At 71.0% G+C, this 18,348-nt stretch carries 12 protein-coding genes and 1 pseudogene; 10 read left to right on the plus strand and 3 right to left on the minus strand.

The features are described 5' to 3' along the window. Positions 1–20 precede the first annotated feature (20 nt). Positions 21–1,871, minus strand: a complete 1,851-nt coding sequence (gene lepA, locus NHL53_RS04935) for a translation elongation factor 4 (protein WP_433775723.1) — start codon at positions 1,869–1,871, stop codon at positions 21–23. A gap of 248 nt (positions 1,872–2,119) precedes the next feature. Between lepA and NHL53_RS04940 the strand changes: the two genes are divergently transcribed. From NHL53_RS04940 to rpsT, 6 genes are all read left to right on the plus strand, one after another. Beyond that, positions 2,120–3,139 carry an ABC transporter permease gene (locus NHL53_RS04940; RefSeq protein ID WP_433775724.1) on the plus strand — a complete coding sequence of 340 codons (1,020 nt, stop codon included), beginning with the start codon at positions 2,120–2,122 and terminating at the stop codon, positions 3,137–3,139. Between the two features lie 2 nt (positions 3,140–3,141). After that, positions 3,142–4,068, plus strand: coding sequence for an ABC transporter permease (locus NHL53_RS04945; protein ID WP_433775725.1), 927 nt, complete (start codon positions 3,142–3,144; stop codon positions 4,066–4,068). Then, positions 4,065–6,002 (plus strand): ABC transporter ATP-binding protein, encoded by a 1,938-nt coding sequence (locus NHL53_RS04950; RefSeq protein ID WP_433775726.1) that lies wholly within the window; start codon positions 4,065–4,067, stop codon positions 6,000–6,002. The genes NHL53_RS04945 and NHL53_RS04950 overlap by 4 nt, the downstream gene beginning before the upstream one ends. 63 nt (positions 6,003–6,065) lie before the next feature. Then, entirely contained in the window at positions 6,066–7,781 is a 1,716-nt protein-coding gene (locus NHL53_RS04955; protein ID WP_433775727.1) for an ABC transporter family substrate-binding protein, read from the plus strand. An 83-nt stretch (positions 7,782–7,864) separates the two neighbouring features. Further along, complete coding sequence (locus NHL53_RS04960) at positions 7,865–8,605, plus strand: alpha/beta hydrolase (protein ID WP_433775728.1); 741 nt, start codon at positions 7,865–7,867, stop codon at positions 8,603–8,605. Positions 8,606–8,735: 130 nt separating this feature from the next. Beyond that, the gene (gene rpsT, locus NHL53_RS04965) at positions 8,736–8,996 is read left to right on the plus strand and encodes a 30S ribosomal protein S20 (protein ID WP_433775729.1); all 261 of its coding nucleotides are present in this window, start codon (positions 8,736–8,738) and stop codon (positions 8,994–8,996) included. Between the two features lie 619 nt (positions 8,997–9,615). On the opposite strand, the gene holA is transcribed toward rpsT, so the two are convergent. Continuing rightward, a complete protein-coding gene (gene holA / locus NHL53_RS04970; protein WP_433775731.1) occupies positions 9,616–10,656 on the minus strand; it encodes a DNA polymerase III subunit delta in 1,041 nt (346 codons plus the stop codon). Positions 10,657–10,972: 316 nt separating this feature from the next. Between holA and NHL53_RS04975 the strand changes: the two genes are divergently transcribed. Both NHL53_RS04975 and NHL53_RS04980 read left to right on the plus strand, forming a co-directional pair. Beyond that, the gene (locus NHL53_RS04975) at positions 10,973–11,614 is read left to right on the plus strand and encodes a helix-hairpin-helix domain-containing protein (protein ID WP_433775732.1); all 642 of its coding nucleotides are present in this window, start codon (positions 10,973–10,975) and stop codon (positions 11,612–11,614) included. A gap of 608 nt (positions 11,615–12,222) precedes the next feature. Next, positions 12,223–13,386: pseudogene (locus NHL53_RS04980) on the plus strand (ComEC/Rec2 family competence protein); the annotation flags it as partial. A gap of 600 nt (positions 13,387–13,986) precedes the next feature. Here NHL53_RS04980 and leuS read toward each other — a convergent pair. Next, entirely contained in the window at positions 13,987–16,554 is a 2,568-nt protein-coding gene (gene leuS / locus NHL53_RS04985; protein ID WP_433775733.1) for a leucine--tRNA ligase, read from the minus strand. Positions 16,555–16,615: 61 nt separating this feature from the next. On the opposite strand from leuS, the gene NHL53_RS04990 reads away from it, so the two are divergent. Then, positions 16,616–17,257 carry a DedA family protein gene (locus tag NHL53_RS04990; protein ID WP_433775734.1) on the plus strand — a complete coding sequence of 214 codons (642 nt, stop codon included), beginning with the start codon at positions 16,616–16,618 and terminating at the stop codon, positions 17,255–17,257. A 4-nt stretch (positions 17,258–17,261) separates the two neighbouring features. After that, positions 17,262–18,293: an App1 family protein gene (locus NHL53_RS04995; protein ID WP_433775735.1), complete on the plus strand. Its 1,032-nt coding sequence runs from the start codon at positions 17,262–17,264 to the stop codon at positions 18,291–18,293. Positions 18,294–18,348 lie beyond the last annotated feature (55 nt).

Consider the following 18,348-nt stretch of genomic DNA (forward strand, 5'->3'; position numbering starts at 1 on the left):
CTAGCCTCGCCTCCCGAGGATCACTTCTTGCCGGAGGACTCGACGTCGCCGGAGAGCGCCGCGATGAACGCGTTCTGGGGAACCTCGACGCGACCGACCATCTTCATGCGCTTCTTGCCCTCCTTCTGCTTCTCGAGCAGCTTGCGCTTGCGGCTGATGTCGCCGCCGTAGCACTTGGCGAGCACGTCCTTGCGGATCGCGCGGATGGTCTCTCGGGCGATGACGCGCGCGCCGATGGCCGCCTGGATCGGCACCTCGAACTGCTGACGCGGGATGAGCTTGCGCAGCCGCTCGGCCATCATCGTGCCGTAGGAGTAGGCCTTGTCGCGGTGCACGATCGCGCTGAAGGCGTCGACCCGGTCGCCCTGCAGCAGGATGTCGACCTTGACGAGGTCGGCCTCCTGCTCGCCCGCGGGCTCGTAGTCGAGGCTCGCGTAGCCCTGCGTGCGGCTCTTGAGCTGGTCGAAGAAGTCGAACACGATCTCGCCGAGCGGCATCGTGTACTTCAGCTCGACGCGCTCCTCCGAGAGGTAGTCCATGCCGAGCAGCGTGCCGCGCCGCCCCTGGCAGAGCTCCATGACGGCGCCCACGTAATCCTTGGGCGTGAGCACCGAGGCCGTCACGATGGGCTCGGACACGGAGGCGATCTTCCCCTCGGGGTACTCGCTGGGGTTCGTGACGACGATCTCCTCGCCGGTCTCCGACCGCACCGTGTAGATCACGCTCGGCGCCGTCGTGATGAGGTCGAGATCGAACTCGCGGCTCAGGCGCTCGGTGATGATCTCGAGGTGGAGGAGGCCGAGGAAGCCGCAGCGGAACCCGAAGCCCAGCGCGACGGAGGTCTCGGGCTCGTAGGCGAGGGCCGCGTCCGACAGCTTGAGCTTGTCGAGCGCCTCGCGCAGCACGGGGTAGTCGCTGGCGTCGATCGGGTAGAGCCCCGAGAAGACCATCGGCTTCGGGTCGACGTACCCCGGCAGGGGCTCGGGCGCGGGCTTCCGCGCGTCGGTGACCGTGTCGCCGACCTTCGACTGGCGCACGTCCTTCACGCCCGTGATGAGGTAGCCGACCTCGCCGACGCCCAGCCCGGCGGACGGCGCCGGCTCGGGGCTCGACACGCCGATCTCGAGCAGCTCGTGCGTGGCCTTCGTCGACATCATCTGCACGCGCTGGCGCGGCTGCAGGGATCCGTCGATCATGCGCACGTAGGTGACGACGCCGCGATAGGCGTCGTAGACCGAGTCGAAGATCATCGCCCTGGCCTCGGCGTCGGGGTCGCCGACCGGCGCGGGGATGTCCCGCACGAGGCGGTCGAGCAGCTCCTCGACGCCCTGCCCCGTCTTCCCCGAGACGCGCAGGACGTCGTCGGGCGATCCGCCGATGAGGTCCGCGAGCTCCTTCGCGAAGCGATCCGGATCCGCCGCGGGGAGGTCGATCTTGTTGAGCACCGGGATGATCGTGAGGTCGTTCTCGAGCGCGAGATAGAGGTTCGCGAGGGTCTGCGCCTCGATCCCCTGCGCGGCGTCGACGAGCAGCAGCGCGCCCTCGCACGCCGCGAGCGATCGCGAGACCTCGTAGCTGAAGTCGACGTGCCCCGGCGTGTCGATCATGTTGAGCGCGTATGGCGCGCCCTCGACCTCCCAGGGGATCCGCACGGCCTGGCTCTTCACCGTGATGCCGCGCTCGCGCTCGATGTCCATGCGGTCGAGGTACTGCGCGCGCATCTCCCGGTCGGAGACGACGCCGGTGAGCTGCAGCATGCGATCGGCCAGCGTCGACTTGCCGTGGTCGATGTGGGCGATGATGCAGAAGTTGCGGATGCGCGCGGGCGGCGTGTCGGCGGGCGCGAGCGGAGTGGAGGCACGGGGGGACATATCCGTACGAGTCTAGGCGGAACCGCCGGAAGTTGCGGAACCGTGTCGCGGAGACGCGGTTTCACGGCGACATCTGTCGTTTTCCGGATCCGATCACCACGTTGCTCAGTCGCCGACACCGCCACGATGCGGTTCGCTCCGGCGGGTACGGCTTGGTAACGCTTTCCGACATGTATAGGCTCACACGGTCATCACCGCCGCGCCGGGGGTAGAGTCGTCGTTCGACCGCGAGCAACGACGCCATCGCGGTGGCGCTCTCGCACGATGAGAAGGAACCCGCGACATTGATTAGATATCTGCTCCGCCGCGCCGGCGGCTGGTTGCTCATGATCGTGGCCGCGACCAACATCACGTACTTCCTCGCCTGGGGATACCTCGATCCGCGGAACAACTACGTGGGCCGCCGCCCTCCGCTCAGCGCGGAGGAGATCGACCAGCTGCTCGAGCCGCGCAACCTCAGCGCGTCGATGCCCCTCGTCGAGCGGTGGTGGAACTGGTTCAGCGGCATCATCCTCCGCTGGGACTGGGGCGTCAGCCCCGTCAACGACTCCGTGAACGACCAGGTCGCCTACCGCATGTGGGTCAGCGCGGAGCTCGTGCTCGGCGCCACCATCATCGCGACGATCCTCGGCGTCGCGATCGGCGTGTGGACGGCCTCCCGGCAGTACAAGCTCGCCGACCGCATCGGCCAGGCCACGTCGATCATCACGATGAACATCCCCCTGCCGGTCGCGGCCCTCGGCATCGTCCTCATCGCGATCTCCATCAACCAGGCGGTCGGCCAGCGGCTGTTCTTCGTCACCGGATCCGGATCCCCTGGCGTCACGGGCTTCTTCCCCGTGCTCATCGACGTGCTCCAGCATCTGCTGCTGCCGACGATCGCGCTCGTGTTCGTGCAGTACTCGAACTACCACTTCCTGCAGCGCTCGCTGCTGCTCGACAACATCAACGCCGACTTCGTGCGGACGGCGCGCGCGAAGGGCCTCACCAAGGCCCAGGCGGTGCGCAAGCACGCGCTGCGCCCCTCGCTCATCCCCGTCGCGACCCAGGTGGCCTTCTCCATCCCGGGCATCTTCACCGGCGCGATCCTCACGGAGTCGATCTTCGGCTGGAACGGCATGGGCCAGTACTTCATCCAGACCATCAACAACAACGACATCCACGGCGTCGTGGCCACCGCCGCGTTCACCGCCGTGCTGACGGCGATCGGAGCGGTGCTCTCCGATGCCGCCGTCGTCGTCCTCGACCCGAGAGTGCGGGTGAGCTGACCATGACCATGAACCCGGTCCAGACCTCCTCCCCCCTTCCCGAGGAGCCGCCCACGCCGGCCCAGCCGCGCAAGCGCCTCTCGAAGGCGGCCCTCTACACGCGCCGATACATGCGCAACAAGCCCGCCGTCGGCGGCGCGGTGATCTTCATCCTCATCGTGCTGTTCGCGATCGTCGGCCCACTGATCTCGCCGCACACGCACACCGACCTCGACTTCCTCGCCCTCAACAAGGGGCCGTCGGCCGAGCACTGGTTCGGCACGACCGGATCCGGCAACGACGTGTTCGCCATGGTCGTCGTCGGCCTGCAGCGCTCGCTCATGATCGCCGTGTCCGTCTCGGTCGGCGTGACCGCCCTCTCGGCCATCATCGGCACGACGGCCGCCTACTTCGGCGGAAGCTTCGAGCGCATCATGCTCGGCCTCATCCACTTCTTCATGGTGGTGCCGACGTTCCTCCTCCTCGCGATCCTCTCGAACGACTCCGGCGGCGACTGGCGCGTCATCTCGATCGTCATGATCGTCGCGACATGGTTCTTCCCCGCCCGCGTCATCTGGACGCTGTCGCTGTCGATCCGCGAACGGGAGTACGTGACGGCCGCCCGCTACATGGGCGTGCGCGGCTTCACGAACGTCGTGCGGCACATGCTGCCGAACATCGGCTCGCTGCTCGTCATCAACTTCACCCTGGGCATCGTGAGCGCCGTGAACACCGAGACCGGCCTGTCGTTCATCGGCTTCGGCGTGAAGCTGCCCGACGTCTCGCTCGGATCCCTCATCGGCGCGGGATCGGCGACGATCTCCAGCACGCCGTGGATCTTCCTGTTCCCCGCGATCGTGCTCACGCTGCTCACGGTGTCGATGGCGCTCGTCGCCGACGGCCTCCGCGACGCCCTCGATCCCACCTCTGCTGCGGGAGGCCGCGCATGACCGACCCGATCCTCTCTGTCCGCGACCTGCAGGTCAGCTTCCCCTCGGAAGCCGGCCGCGTCGACGCCGTGCGCGGCGTCTCGTTCGACCTGCACCCCGGCCGCACGCTCGGCATCGTCGGCGAGTCCGGGTCGGGCAAGTCGGTCACGTCGCTCGCCATCATGGGCCTGCTCGACGAGAAGGCCAAGGTCTCCGGATCGATCGTGTTCGACGGGCAGGAGCTGCTCGGCCGCAGCGACAAGCAGATGTCGCTCGTGCGCGGCAACGGCATGTCGATGATCTTCCAGGATCCGCTCACCTCGCTGACCCCGGTGTACACCGTCGGCGACCAGCTGATCGAGGCGCTCACGGTGCACAACCCGCGCCTGTCGAAGAGCAAGGCGCTCGACCGCGCGGTCGAACTGCTGCGCCTCGTCGGGATCCCGGAGCCCGACAAGCGCGTGAAGTCCTTCCCGCACGAGTTCTCCGGCGGGATGCGCCAACGCGTCGTCATCGCGATCGCGATGGCGAACGACCCGAAGCTCATCATCGCCGACGAGCCCACGACGGCCCTCGACGTGACCATCCAGGCGCAGATCCTCGACGTGCTCGACACGGCGCAGTCGGAGACCGGCGCGGCCGTCATCATGATCACGCACGACATGGGCGTGGTCGCGGCGACCGCCGACGACGTGCTCGTCATGTACGCGGGCAAGCCCGTCGAGCAGGCGCCGGTCGACGACGTGTTCCACGACACGCGCATGCCCTACTCCATCGGCCTGCTCGGCGCGATCCCCCGCCTCGACAAGCGGGAGAAGACGCCGCTCGTCCCCGTCAAGGGCAACCCGCCGATGCTCATCGACCTGCCAGACGCGTGCCCCTTCGCCGACCGGTGCCCGATCGCGATCGAGGCGTGCCGCACGGGCGAGCCCGCCCTCCGTCCCGTCACCCACGCCACGGGCGAGAGCGAGCACCGCGCCGCCTGCATCCGCGCCGACGAGATCTCGGACGGCCTCATCGACGGGTCCCCCGTCTTCCCCGTGCCGGAGCTCCCCGAGAGCGACCTGACCCGCGTGCCCCGCGAGGAGCGCGAGATCACGCTCGAGGTGCGGAACATGAACAAGACGTTCCCCCTCCTGAAGGGCGCCCTGCTCAAGCGCAAGGTCGGCGAGGTGCACGCCGTCAAGAACGTGTCGTTCGACGTGCGCGCGGGCGAGACGATGGCGATCGTCGGCGAGTCCGGATCCGGCAAGTCGACGACCCTGCTTCAGATCATGGATCTGGCGCAGCAGGAGGACGGCGACATCCGCATCATGGGCACGAGCGTCGCGGAGGTGAAGGGGCTGCGCGCCGAGCGGGCGCTCCGCCGCGACATCCAGCTCGTGTTCCAGGATCCGATGGGGGCGCTCGATCCCCGCATGACGGTCGCCGACATCATCGCCGAGCCGCTCGGCGCGATCGGCACGCCCAAGAACGAGCGCGAGCTGCGCGTCGACGAGCTCATGGATCTCGTCGGCCTCGACCCCGCGCACAGCGACCGGTTCCCCGGCGCGTTCTCGGGCGGCCAGCGGCAGCGCATCAGTATCGCCCGCGCCCTCGCCACGAACCCGAAGATCGTCGTGCTCGACGAGCCGGTCTCGGCGCTCGACGTGTCGATCCAGGCGGGCGTGCTCAACCTGCTCGACGAGCTGAAGGCCAAGCTCGGCCTGTCGTACCTGTTCGTCTCGCACGACCTCTCGGTCGTGCGGCACATCGCCGACCGGGTCGCGGTCATGTACCGCGGCGCCTTCGTCGAGCACGGTGATGTCGACGAGGTGTTCGACGACCCCCAGCACCCGTACACGCGGGCGCTTCTGTCGGCCATCCCGATCCCCGACCCGGCGGTGGAGCGCGCCCGGGAGCGAATCCTGCTCACCGACGAGCTTCGCGCTACCTTCGAGGTGGAGGAGGGCTGACCCAGCCCGACCCTCCGTCTCTCGTCCCCACCAGAGAAACACGCAACGCGTGAGAGGAACACCATGAGAAAGCACTACCGGCTCACCGGACTGATCGCCACCGGCGGCGTCATGGCCCTGGCCCTCGCCGGCTGCGCCGCCGACGGCGGCGACGGCGGCGATGACGACGCCCCCGGCATCGGATCCGAGGCGACCGTCGAGGCGGACAACAACCCGCAGCCGCGCGAGAACCTCCAGGAGGGCGGCGAGCTCGTCCTGCCCATCGCGGAGATCCCCGCGCAGCTGAACGCGCACCAGACCGACGCAAGCGCCTACTCGGCGCGCCTGTGGAACTGGTACAACCCGCAGGTCATCCTCATGACGCCGGAGGGCGAGCCCTACGCGAACCCGGCCTACGTTCTCGAGTGGGACCACGACGAGGTCGTCGACGGCAACTCGGTCGTGCGCTTCGTGCTCAACCCCGAGGCGAAGTTCAACGACGGCACGCCGATCGACTACCGCGCGTTCCAGGCGGCCTGGACCGCCAACCGCTCGAACGAGGAGGGCTACCAGCCCAACGCGACGGACGGCTGGGAGCAGGTCGCGTCGGTCGAGGCCGGCGAGGACGACTTCGAGGTCATCGTCACCTTCGACGGCGAGTTCGCGTACCCCGAGATGCTCTTCTCGAACATCCTGCACCCGGATGTCGACACCCCCGAGAAGTTCAACGAGGCCTACCTCAACGAGATGAACCCCGACTGGGGTGCGGGTCCCTACAAGGTCGACTCGTTCGACACCAAGGGCGGCACGGTCATCCTCACCCCGAACGAGAACTGGTGGGGCGACGCTCCCCTGCTCGACAAGGTGACCTTCCGCCAGCTCGAGCCGGTCGCGGCGCTGAACGCGTTCAAGAACGGCGAGGTCGACTACGTCGAGACCGGCAACGCCGACCGTCTCGCGCAGGTCGAGGACATGGAGGGCGTCACCACCTACCGCGCCCTGCAGACCGCGAACGGCCTGCTCATCCTCGATGCGGAGAACCCGCTGCTCGCTGACCTCGACGTGCGCCAGGCGATCTTCGAGGCGATCGACCGCGAGCAGGTCAAGGAGGTCGTCTGGAACGGCCTGGACTACGAGGAGCCGGACGCCGGATCCTTCACGCTGTTCTCCTTCCAGGACGGCTACGTCGACGCGCTGAAGAACGCCGGCTACGAGTACAACCCCGACAACGCGTCGGAGCTGCTCGAGGGCGCCGGCTGGGAGCTCAACGACGAGGGCATCCGCGAGAAGGACGGCGAGACGCTCTCCATCACGTTCCCGATCCACGGTGACGACCCGCTGACCGAGGCCCGCACGAAGGTCATCCAGCAGCAGCTGAAGGCCGTGGGCGTCGACATGGAGATCGACGTGCGTCCGCTCGCGCAGTTCTCCGAGGACTTCAACACGAAGAACTGGGACATCTTCATGCTGGCCTTCACGTCGTCCGACCCGTTCGGCGCGGCGTGGTTCAACCAGCTCTACGCGTCGGACAGCGGCCTGAACCTCTCGAGCACCGGCACGCCGGAGATCGACGAGAAGATCGCCGACCTGCAGACGATCACGGACGGCGACGAGCTGACCGAGGCCGCGATGGAGCTCGAGGCCGAGGTGTTCTCGGAGACCTGGGGCATCTTCCCGATGTACAACGGTCCGTTCATCGCGACCGCCAAGGACGGTCTGGCGAACATGACCCCCGAGGAGTACACCGGTCTCGACCTCTTCGGGCGCTCGCCGGTCGAGAACGTCGGCTGGGAGAAGTAACGCCTCTTCGACCCGTCACGCGGGGTCGGCGCTTCGTGCGCCGGCCCCGCGGCCGCGTCCGCGGGGCTCGCGAGGCTGAGGCCATGGCCAGGGAACCGCAGGTCGTGCTCGTGCACGGCGTGCGCACGTCCGCGACGATGTGGCGCACGCAGGTCGCGCATCTGCAGGAGCGCGGCGTCGCCGTCTCGGCCATCGACCTGCCGGGGCACGGATCGCGGATGGGCGAGCCGTGGTCGCTCGACGAGGCCCTCGCGTCGATCGAGCGGGCGACGGTCGCCGCAGCCGCCCGGGGCCCCGTCGTCCTGTGCGGCCACTCGCTGGGAGGGCTGCTCTCGACGGCCTGCATGGGGCGCGCGGGCGATCCCCTCCCCGTCGCGGCGTTCGTGGCGGCCTCCTGCACGGCCTTCCCGCGGGGCGCGGGGCTGGCCGCCTACCGCACGATCTTCCGCGGGGTGAAGGCGCTCCCCCGGAACGGCCGCTGGGTCATCGATCGCGCCCTCGCGGCGCAGCTGCCGCCCGAGACCCGGTACGACTTCGGGGCGGGCGGGTACGCGCTCGCCGCGGAGGACGACGCGCTCGCGAGCCTGGAGGAGCTGGATCTGCCCCGCGCGCTCGTGCGCCTGCAGCGACGGCACGCCGCCGTGTGGTTCTTCAACGGCGAGTGGGATCAGCTGCGTCTCAACGAGCGCACGTTCTCCCGGCTGGTTCCGCGGGCGGAGCTCGTGATCGTGCCCCGCGCGACGCACCTCGTCACCGCGATGCGCCCCCGCGTCGCGAACGCCATGCTCGATCTCGCCGTCGAGACCGCGCGTCGCGGGATCTGAGCCGCGCACCTGGTAGCATGGGCTCTTGGCTTGCGTGCGGGCTCCCACACCCGCACACCGTCGCGCGACAGCCCCTCTACTGACGCCGCGGCAACATCCGACGCACACCTGAACGAAAGTCTCACCAGACGTGGCAAACATCAAGTCGCAGATCAAGCGCAACAAGACCAACGAGAAGGCCCGCGAGCGCAACCGCATCGTGAAGAGCGAGCTGAAGACGCTCGTCCGCGGCGCCCGCGAGGCGATCGCCTCCGGCGACAAGTCGGCCGCAGAGGCCGCCTACGCCAAGGCCTCGAAGAAGCTCGACAAGGCCGTGAGCAAGGGCGTGATCCACAAGAACCAGGCGGCGAACCGCAAGTCGGCTCTCGCCAAGCGCGTCGCGTCGCTCTGATCCGAGCCCGACCGCACGAGAGGCCCGTCCCTTCCCGGGGCGGGCCTCTCGCCGTCTCCGGGCCGCGGCCCGTATCTCACGTTCTGTCGGTATCGGGCCGCCCCTCCTCGCCCGCCGATGCATAACGACGCCATTCCTCCGGCGTAGTGGGCGGATCCACGGCGTGTCGGGACCGGATGCCGATTTCTGGCGTCGTCGTGCACGGTGCCGAAAGGAGAGCGGGTCGATCGAAGCTGCGGGTTCGCCATCCGTCGCAACCGCCCGCCTTTCCCGTGACGTCCTGTGCGCCGAGCCTGCCTTCCGCGCCCGCCGATGCACGATGACGCCATTCCTCCGGCGTAGTGGGCGGATCCACGGCGCGTCGGGACCGGACGCCGATTTCTGGCGTCGTTATGCACGGTGCCGACGGGAACGCGGCCGATTCAGCGCGGCGACGAACTCCGGGGCGCGCAGGACGTTCTGCTCAGCGACGGTCGTGACGGCTGTCGGCTCATGCACGACCGTCCTCGACGCGCCTCACTGTCTCGCGGGCGACCACCCACATGAGCACATCGTCGCCGTCTCCCGCACAGGGCGTACGCGAGGATGACGCGCGCCCCTCACACGGACGACGCCCGGATCAGGCGCCGAAGGGCGCCCGCGTCGCCACCACGGTGACCATGCGTTCGAGGGCGAACACCGGATCCCGCGACGCGCCCTTCACCTCGGCGTCGGCGCGCGCCACGGCCTGGATCGCGACGCCGAGACTGCGTTCGGTCCACCCGCTCTGCAGATCGCGGCGCGCGCGGTCGACCTGCCAGTCGGCCATCTTGAGCTGCTGGGCTACCTGGCGGTTCGGCCCGCGCTGCCCCCCGACCCGCGCCATCGTGCGCAGCTTCATCGCGAACGCCGCCACGAGCGGCACGGGATCCGCTCCGGAGTCGAGCGCCTGCCGGAGCGCGAGGAGCGCCGCACCGTACTGACCGGTGATCGCCGTGTCGGCCACCTCGAACGCCGTGGTCTCGACGCGCCCCCCGTAGTAGCGGTTCACGACCTTCTCGTCGATGTCTCCGTCGGTGTCCTGAAGGAGCTGCTGGCAGGCCGCCGCGAGCTCGGCGAGGTCGCCGGAGAACGCCTGGGTGAGGGCCTGCAGCGCGCGCGGGGCGATGCGCCGGCCGGCGTGGCGGAACTCGCCCGCCGCGAACGCCTCCCGGTCGCGGTCGTACTTGACGGCGGGGCACGCGATCTCGACGCCGCCGCCCTTCCCCGCGCGGATCGCCTCCAGGAGCTTCTTGCCGCGCACGCTCGACCCGGTGTGGCGCAGCACGACGGTCGCGCCCTCCTGCGGCGCCTCGACGTAGGCGAGCGCCTCCTGCAGGAACGCGTCGGAGCACTTCTCGACGCCGCCGACGCGCACGAGCCTCGGCTCGCCGAACAGCGAGGGCGAGGTCACCGCCAGCAGGCTGCCCGCCGCGTAGTCGTCGGCCCGCAGGTCGGTGATCTCGAGCGACGGATCGACGGCCTTCATCTGGTCGCGCAGCGCGCCCGTCGCGCGCTCGGCGCAGACCTCCTCGGGGCCGGAGACGAGGACGACCGGGGCCGCCTGCGGCTCGCGCCAGGACAGCTGGGGGATGGCGGTCGCCTTCGACGCGGACGAGCGGGATCGACGCGGAGCTGCCATGCGATCCAGCGTAGTCGGCGCCTCCGACGAACGGCCGTGCGCCGGGCGCACCCACCCCGCTCCCCCGGTGCCGCTCCGCCTCCGGCGAGCGGCCGTACGCGGGTTCGGCCAGACTCGCGTCCCCGGTGCCGCTCCGCCTCCGGCGAACGGCCCTGCGCCGGGCGCACCCACCCCGCTCCCCTGGTGCGCGCCTCCCCCCGGCGAACGGCCGTGCGCGCCGCCACTCCGTCTCCACAGACGCGGATCCTCGACGTCCGTCTGAGGTCCGGCGATCCGATTCCGACGCCGTCCGCGCCGCACTCCTAGCGTGGGCCGTATGTCGGATCTCGAGGGCTTCGCGCAGGCCTCCCCGCGCACGCGGCTCGGCGTCGGCGCCGTGGTGGTGCTGGTCATCCTCGCGCTCGCGATCACGGTGGCGATCGGCATCTGGCGCGGGGCGCGCGCTCCCGTCGAGACGGTCGACGTCGACGTCTCCGCGCCGGACGCGACGGCCGACGACGCCGGCGGCGACCCGACCGCGCTCCCCGACGCGGTCTACGTGCACGTCGACGGAGCGGTGCGCGCCCCGGGGCTCTACGTGCTGGATCCCGGTTCGCGGGCGGTCGACGCGATCACCGCCGCCGGCGGGCTCGACGACGAAGCGGTCCGCGACGCGGTGAACCTCGCGCGCGTCGTCGCCGACGGCGAGCAGATCGTCATCCCGCGGGAGGGCGAGCAGGCGACGGTCGAGACGGCGGGCGGAGCCGAGGCCGGAGGGGAGACGGGCGGGCTCGTGAACGTGAACCAGGCCGACGCCTCCCAGCTCGAGACGCTTCCCGGCATCGGGCCGGCGCTCGCGCAGCGGGTCATCGCGTGGCGCGAGGCCGAGGGCCCGTTCGCGTCGGTCGACGACCTGCTCGCCGTCTCAGGGATCGGCCCCAAGGTGCTCGACGGCCTCCGCGACCAGGCGACCGCGTGACCGCCGAGGCCGCCGCCGGCCCCGCCCCGCGGGATCTGCGCCTCGCGCCCGTCGCGCTGGCGACCTGGGCCGCGGCCCTCGGGGCGACCCTTCTCCCGACGGCGGCCGCCGCGGGCGCGACCGTCCTCTGGGCCCTCGCCATCCTCTGCCTGGCCGCGCTCGCCCTCCGCCGGGCACGAGCACGAAGCGCCGAGGTGCTCGCGATCGCCGTGGTCGCGGTGAGCGCGGCGGCCATCCCTATCTCCCATGTCGCGCTCGCGCAGGGGGCGCGCGAGCAGGCGGCGGAGGCCTGGGAGGGGCGGGTGTCCGGCCTGGAGGCGCGCATCACGACGAAGGTGGAGCCGGGACCCGCGGGTCTGCGGTTCGCGGCCGACGCGAGGGAGGGAGAGCGGGTCGGCTCGATCGCGGTCATCTGGCCCGAGCAGGCCATCGCGCCCGACGGCATCGATCTCGGGGCCCGGGTGTCCGTGACCGGCGGCGCCTTCCGCGCGGGTCCGGGGGACGCCGCCACGGTCGTCGTGCGCGCAGACGCGGTCGAGGTCGTCTCGCCCCCTCCCGGCGCCTTCGCGGTCGCGAGCGCTCTCCGGCGCGGCTTCGTCGGCGAGGTGGTGAGCGGCCTCCCCGAGCCGGGCGCCGGCCTGCTGCCCGGCCTCTCGGTCGGCGAGACGAGCGCCGTCGGCCCGGACCTCGACGACGCGATGAAGGCCTCCGCCCTCTCCCATCTGACCGCGGTGTCCGGCAGCAACTGCGCCCTCGTGGTCGGAATCGCCTTCGCCGCGCTCGCGGGTCTCGGCGCGCCCCGCTGGCTGCGCGTGACGGGCTCGCTGGTCGCGCTCGCGGGATTCGTCGTGCTCGTCACGCCCGAGGCGAGCGTCGTGCGCGCCGCGGCGATGTCGGTCATCGGCATGCTGGCCCTGCTGCTCGGGAGGCAGGGCGCCGGGGTCGCGGTGCTCTCGCTCGCCGTCATCGCGCTGCTCGCCGTCGACCCCTGGCTGGCTGCCGACTACGGCTTCCTGCTGTCGGCCGCCGCGACCGGCGCGCTGCTGCTCCTCGCGAATCCGCTCGCGCGCGGGCTCGGGCGCTGGATGCCTCGGCCCGTCGCCCTCGGGATCGCGGTGCCGTTCGCCGCGCAGCTCGTCTGCGGGCCGATCATCGTGCTGTTCGCCCCGGAGGTGTCGCTCTACGCCGTCGCCGCGAACATCGTCGCGGCCCCCGCCGCGCCGGTCGCGACGGTGCTCGGGCTCGCCGCCTGCCTCGCGCAGCCCCTCGCGCCTCTCGCGGCGGGGTGCGCCGCACTCGCCTGGCTGCCCTCGGCCTGGGTCGCGCAGACCGCCGTCGCCTTCGCCGACATGCCGCACGCTCGCGTGCCGTGGGAGGAGGGGTGGCGGGGCTTCGCCCTCCTCGCCCTCCTCGGCGGCTGCGCGGCGCTCGCGATCGTCCGCCTGCCGTCCCGGCGCCTCTGGCGGGTGGTCCGCCGCACGGCGATCGGCGTCCTGGCGACAGGGATCGGCGCGGCCGTCGGCGCCGTCGCCCTCTCGGGGCCCTCGGTCGGCCCGCTCACCGCCCCGCGCGACTGGGCGATCGCCCTCTGCGACGTCGGCCAGGGCGACGCCGTCCTCGTGCGATCGGAGGGAGCCGTCGCCCTCATCGACACGGGGCCGGACGAGGAGGCGCTGGCCGCCTGCCTCGACCGGCTCGGCGTCGTCCGCATCGACCTCGTCGTGCTCACCCACTTCGACCACGACCACGTGGGGGCGACGGGCGTCCTCGCCGGACGCGTGGGATCCCTCGTCCACGGCCCGGGCGACGGAGCGTCCGACCGGATGCGGGTCCGCCAGGTCGGCGCCGAGCGCGTCGCCGAGGCGTCCGAGGGCATGACGGGATCCCTGGGCGGGGCGACGTGGCGCGTCCTCTGGCCGCGGGCGGGGTCCGCCGCGTTCGAGGTCGGCAACGACACGAGCGCCGTCGTCGAGGTGTCGGGCGGCGGCGTGCCGCGCACGCTCCTTCTCGGCGATCTCGGCGAGGACGCGCAGCGCCTGCTGCTCTCCCGCGGCGCCCTCGCCGCCGACTACGAGGTGGTCAAGGTCTCGCACCACGGCAGTCGCGACCAGCACGCGCCCCTCTACGAGGCGCTGGGCGCCGAGGTCGCGCTCATCGGAGTGGGCGAGAACTCCTACGGCCACCCGCACCCCGACCTCCTGCGCGTGCTCGCGCGCACGGGATCCGTCGCGGCTCGCACGGACGACGACGGCCTCGTGCTCGTGCTGACAGGCGACCGGATCGGCCTCTGGCGGGAGCGGGGCCGTCGGCGCCCGGACACGCGAGGAGGGCGCCCCGGCGGGACGCCCTCCTCGTCGTGCGCTCGACGACGCTCACTTCACGACGAGGCTCACGATCTTCGGGGCCCGCACGATCGCCTTGACGATCTGCTTGTCGCCCACCGAGCGCAGCACGCGCTCGTCCGCGCGGGCGAGCTCCTCGAGGGCGTCGGGGGCGATGTCGGCCGCCACCTCCAGCTGCGCGCGGACCTTGCCGTTCACCTGCACGACCGCGGTGACGAGATCCTCGACGGTGAGCGCCGGATCCGCCTCCGGCCACGACACGGAGCTGATCGACGGCTCGTTCCCGAGCACCTCCCACATCTCCTCGGCCGTGTGGGGCGCGACCAGGTCGACGACGAGCGCCACGACCTCCACGGCCTCGCGCGCCGCGGGATCGGCGGCGCCCGCACCCTGGTCGATCGTCTTGCGGATCGCGTTGACGAGTTCCATGAGGCGCGCGACGACGACGTTGAACTTCGTCTGCTCGACGAGCGCCGGCGCGTCGGCCAGGAGGCGGTGCGTCACCCGCCGCAGCGCGACGTCGCCGTCGCCGGAGCCGGTCTCCTGGGCGTCCGCGACGTCGCGCGCCGCGCGCAGGGCGCGGGCGAGGAACTTCGTCGCGCCCGCGGTGGAGACGTCCTTCCAGTCCTTGTCGTCCTCCACGGGGCCGGCGAAGGCGAGCGCCACGCGCACGGCGTCGGAGCCGTGCGCGGCGATCTCGTCCGTCACCTGCACGAGATTGCCCTTCGACTTCGACATCTTCGAGCCGTCGAGCAGGACCATGCCCTGGTTGATGAGGCTCGAGAAGGGCTCCGTGAAGTCGACGAGTCCCATGTCGTTCAGCACCTTGGTGATGAAGCGCGCGTACAGCAGGTGCAGGATCGCGTGCTCCACGCCGCCGATGTAGGTGTCGACCGGCTCCCACCGGCGCGCCTCGTCCACGTCGAACGCGACGGAGTCGCTCTTCGGCGACATGAACCGCAGGAAGTACCAGGACGAGTCGACGAACGTGTCCATCGTGTCGGGGTCGCGCCGGGCGGGTCCGCCCGTGACGGGGTCGGTCGTCGTGACCCACTCGGTCGCGGCGCCCAGGGGCGAGGACCCCTTCGGCTTCAGATCGAGGTCCTTCGCCTCGGGCAGGCGCACGGGCAGCTGGTCGTCCGGCACCTTCTCGATGCGCCCGTCCTCCGTGTGCACCATCGGGATCGGCGTGCCCCAGAAGCGCTGGCGCGAGATGAGCCAGTCGCGCAGACGGTACTGCGTCGTCCCGCGCCCCGCGCCCTGCTCCTCGAGAGCCTCGATGACGCGGGAGATCGCCTCCTGCTTGGTGAGCCCGTCCAGATCGCCCGAGTTGATGAGCACGCCGTCGCCGGCCAGCGCCTCGCCCGTCTCCGCGGGGTCGGGCACCTCGTCGGGGGCCGTCGTGTCGAGCACGACCCGCACCGGCAGGTCGAACGCGCGGGCGAAGTCGAGGTCGCGCTGGTCGTGCGCGGGCACCGACATCACGGCGCCGTGCCCGTAGTCGGCCAGAACATAGTCGGCCGCCCAGATCGGCAGACGCTCGCCGTTGATCGGGTTGATCGCGAACCGCTCGAGCGGGACGCCGGTCTTCTCGCGGTCGGTCGCCTGGCGCTCGATCTCGGTCTGCTTCTGCGTCTGCACCAGGTAGTCCTGGAAGCGCATGCGCACGTCGGCGGGAGCATCGGCGACGAGCTCGGCCGCGAGGTCGCCGTCGGGCGCCACGACGAGGAACGTCGCGCCGTGCAGCGTGTCGGGACGGGTCGAGAAGACCGTGATCGGCGTCTCGCGCCCCTCGACCGCGAAGTCGATGTCGGCGCCGCGCGACCGGCCGATCCAGTTGCGCTGCATCTGCAGCACCTTCCGCGGCCAGGTGTCCTCGAGCCCGTCGAGGTCGTCGAGCAGCCGGTCGGCGTAGTCGGTGATCTTGAAGTACCACTGCGTGAGCTTCTTCTTCACGACCTCCGCGCCGCAGCGCTCGCACGCGCCGTCGACGACCTGCTCGTTGGCGAGCACCGTCTGGTCGTTGGGGCACCAGTTGACGGGGCTCTCCTTGCGATAGGCGAGGCCGCGGTCGTAGAGCTGCTGGAACAGCCACTGGTTCCAGCGGTAGTACTCCGGGTCGGAGGTGTGCAGCACGCGCGACCAGTCGAACGAGACGCCGTAGTTCTCGAGGCTCGTCTTCTGCTGGTCGATGTTGGCGTAGGTCCACTCCCGGGGGTCCGCGCCGCGCTGGATCGCGGCGTTCTCCGCGGGCAGGCCGAACGAGTCCCATCCGACGGGGTGCAGCACGTCGTACCCGCGGTGCCGCCAGAAGCGCGCGACGATGTCGCTGTAGAGGTAGTTCTCGGCGTGCCCCATGTGCATGTCGCCCGAGGGGTACGGGAACATCGCGAGCACGTACTTGCGGGGGCGCTCGTCGTCCGCGCCGCCCGCGCGGAACGTCTCGTTCTGCCGCCAGAACTCCTGCCACTTGGCCTGGATGGCGTGGACGTCGGAGGTCGCAGGGGATTCGGAAGCGGTGTTCTGTGACACGTCGGGTGAAGCCAATCGATCAGCGGTGCGCGCCGCGCGCGCGGACGCGGGGTGCGTGGGAGACATCCAGGCTACCGCGACGCGTCCTGACACCTCGCTCGGACGTGCGGCGCATAGGATGGCGCCCGTGCTCAACGATGTCCTGACCACCGTCCTCGACGTGGTGGAGGGCGTGGAGCCGTGGCTGAGGACCCTCCTCGCCTCCGTCGCGATCATGCTCGAGACGAGCGTGCTCATCGGGCTCATCGTGCCGGGAGACACGATCGTCATCGTCACGGCGACGGGCGTCACCTCGCTGCTCGAGGGGGTGATCCTGGGCGTCTTCGTCGTCCTCGGCGCGCTGGCGGGCGAGAGCATCGGCTACGCGATCGGCCGCTGGGCCGGCCCCCACCTGCGCGCCTCCTGGCTCGGGCGCCGGATCGGCGAGGCGAACTGGCAGCGAGCGGAGGGCTACCTGCGCCGCCGCGGGGGCATCGCGATCTTCCTGTCGCGGTTCCTGCCCGTCATGCACTCGCTCGTGCCGCTCACCGTCGGCATGTCGGGATACTCCTATCGCCGATTCATCCTGTGGACCACCCCGGCCTGCGTGCTGTGGTCCGCCATCTACATCTCGATCGCCGCGGGCGCGGCCGAGACCTACCGGGAGCTGTCGTCGAGCGCCCACTGGGCGGGATACGTGTTCGTCGGGATCATCGCGGCGGGCCTGCTGTTCGTCGTGCTCGGCAAGCGCCTCCTGCAGTGGCTCGAACGCCGTCACATGAAAGACTGACCCCATGTCGCCACGCCGGCCGCGCGGACCGCGGAAGAAGATCCACTGGGTCGCGCGCCTCGAGCGGCGGTTCCATTCGTGGCGGGAGCGCAGCGCGCGCCGTGCGGGCCGCCGCCCCCAGGTCGTCCCCTTCCCCGGGTACGGGGGCGAGGGCTGGGTGCGCGTGCTCGGCAGGGTGCTCATCCTCCCCGCGTACACGCGTCGGCTGCCCGACCCGAACGGCGTGCGCGGCTGGCGGGCCTTCCTCGGGATCCCCGTGGCGTTCTCCACCGTGCGCGTCACGATCGGCGACCAGGTGCATGAGGTGGCCGCCGACCGGGGCGGGGTCGTCGACGCCGTGCTGCCCGCCGACCTCCCGCCCGGCTGGCAGACGATCCGGGTCTCGATCGAGGGCGGAGAGGAGACCGAGGCGCGCGTGTTCGTCGTCGACCCCGCGGTGCGCTTCGGCGTCGTGTGCGACGTGGACGACACCGTCATGGTCACCGCGCTCCCCCGCCCCTTCCTCGCCGCGTGGAACTCGTTCGTGCTCAACGAGCACGCCAGGCAGCCGGTCCCCGGCATGGCCGTCATGCTCGAGCGGATCATGCGCTCGTCGCCCGGCGCGCCGATGATCTACCTGTCGACGGGCGCCTGGAACGTCGCCCCCACCCTCACCCGCTTCCTGCAGCGCAACATGTTCCCGCAGGGATCCATGCTGCTGACCGACTGGGGTCCCACGCACGACAAGTGGTTCCGCAGCGGCCGCGAGCACAAGGCGACGAACCTGCGCCGACTCGCCGAGGAGTTCCCCGACATCCGCTGGCTGCTCATCGGCGACGACGGACAGCACGACGACGAGATCTACACGCAGTTCACCCGCGACTTCCCCTCCTCGGTGGCGGGCGTCGCGATCCGCCGGCTCACGACGACGGAGGCGGTCCTCGCCGGCGGCCGCCAGTCGGTCGACGACCACTCCGCGGCCGGCGTGCCGTGGGTCACGGCCGACGACGGCGCCGGGCTCGCCGAGCGCCTCGAGGACGTCGGCCTGCTCGAGTAGCCCCCCCCTTCGCCCCTCCCCCTGCTTCCTCTGTCAGGGGTTCGAAATAGTGTTC

The sequence above is a fragment of the Microbacterium sp. gxy059 genome (genome assembly GCF_050958665.1).
Classification (GTDB): Bacteria; Actinomycetota; Actinomycetes; order Actinomycetales; family Microbacteriaceae; genus Microbacterium.

Bases quoted from the DNA above. Each gene is read 5' to 3' on its own strand.
- NHL53_RS04975 (WP_433775732.1), top strand. From the start codon at position 10,973: ATGTCGGATCTCGAGGGCTTCGCGCAGGCCTCCCCGCGCACGCGGCTC.
- NHL53_RS04960 (WP_433775728.1), top strand. From the start codon at position 7,865: ATGGCCAGGGAACCGCAGGTCGTGCTCGTGCACGGCGTGCGCACGTCC.
- NHL53_RS04945 (WP_433775725.1), top strand. From the start codon at position 3,142: ATGACCATGAACCCGGTCCAGACCTCCTCCCCCCTTCCCGAGGAGCCG.
- leuS (WP_433775733.1), bottom strand. From the start codon at position 16,554: ATGTCTCCCACGCACCCCGCGTCCGCGCGCGCGGCGCGCACCGCTGAT.
- NHL53_RS04995 (WP_433775735.1), top strand. From the start codon at position 17,262: ATGTCGCCACGCCGGCCGCGCGGACCGCGGAAGAAGATCCACTGGGTC.
- NHL53_RS04955 (WP_433775727.1), top strand. From the start codon at position 6,066: ATGAGAAAGCACTACCGGCTCACCGGACTGATCGCCACCGGCGGCGTC.
- lepA (WP_433775723.1), bottom strand. From the start codon at position 1,871: ATGTCCCCCCGTGCCTCCACTCCGCTCGCGCCCGCCGACACGCCGCCC.
- holA (WP_433775731.1), bottom strand. From the start codon at position 10,656: ATGGCAGCTCCGCGTCGATCCCGCTCGTCCGCGTCGAAGGCGACCGCC.
- NHL53_RS04950 (WP_433775726.1), top strand. From the start codon at position 4,065: ATGACCGACCCGATCCTCTCTGTCCGCGACCTGCAGGTCAGCTTCCCC.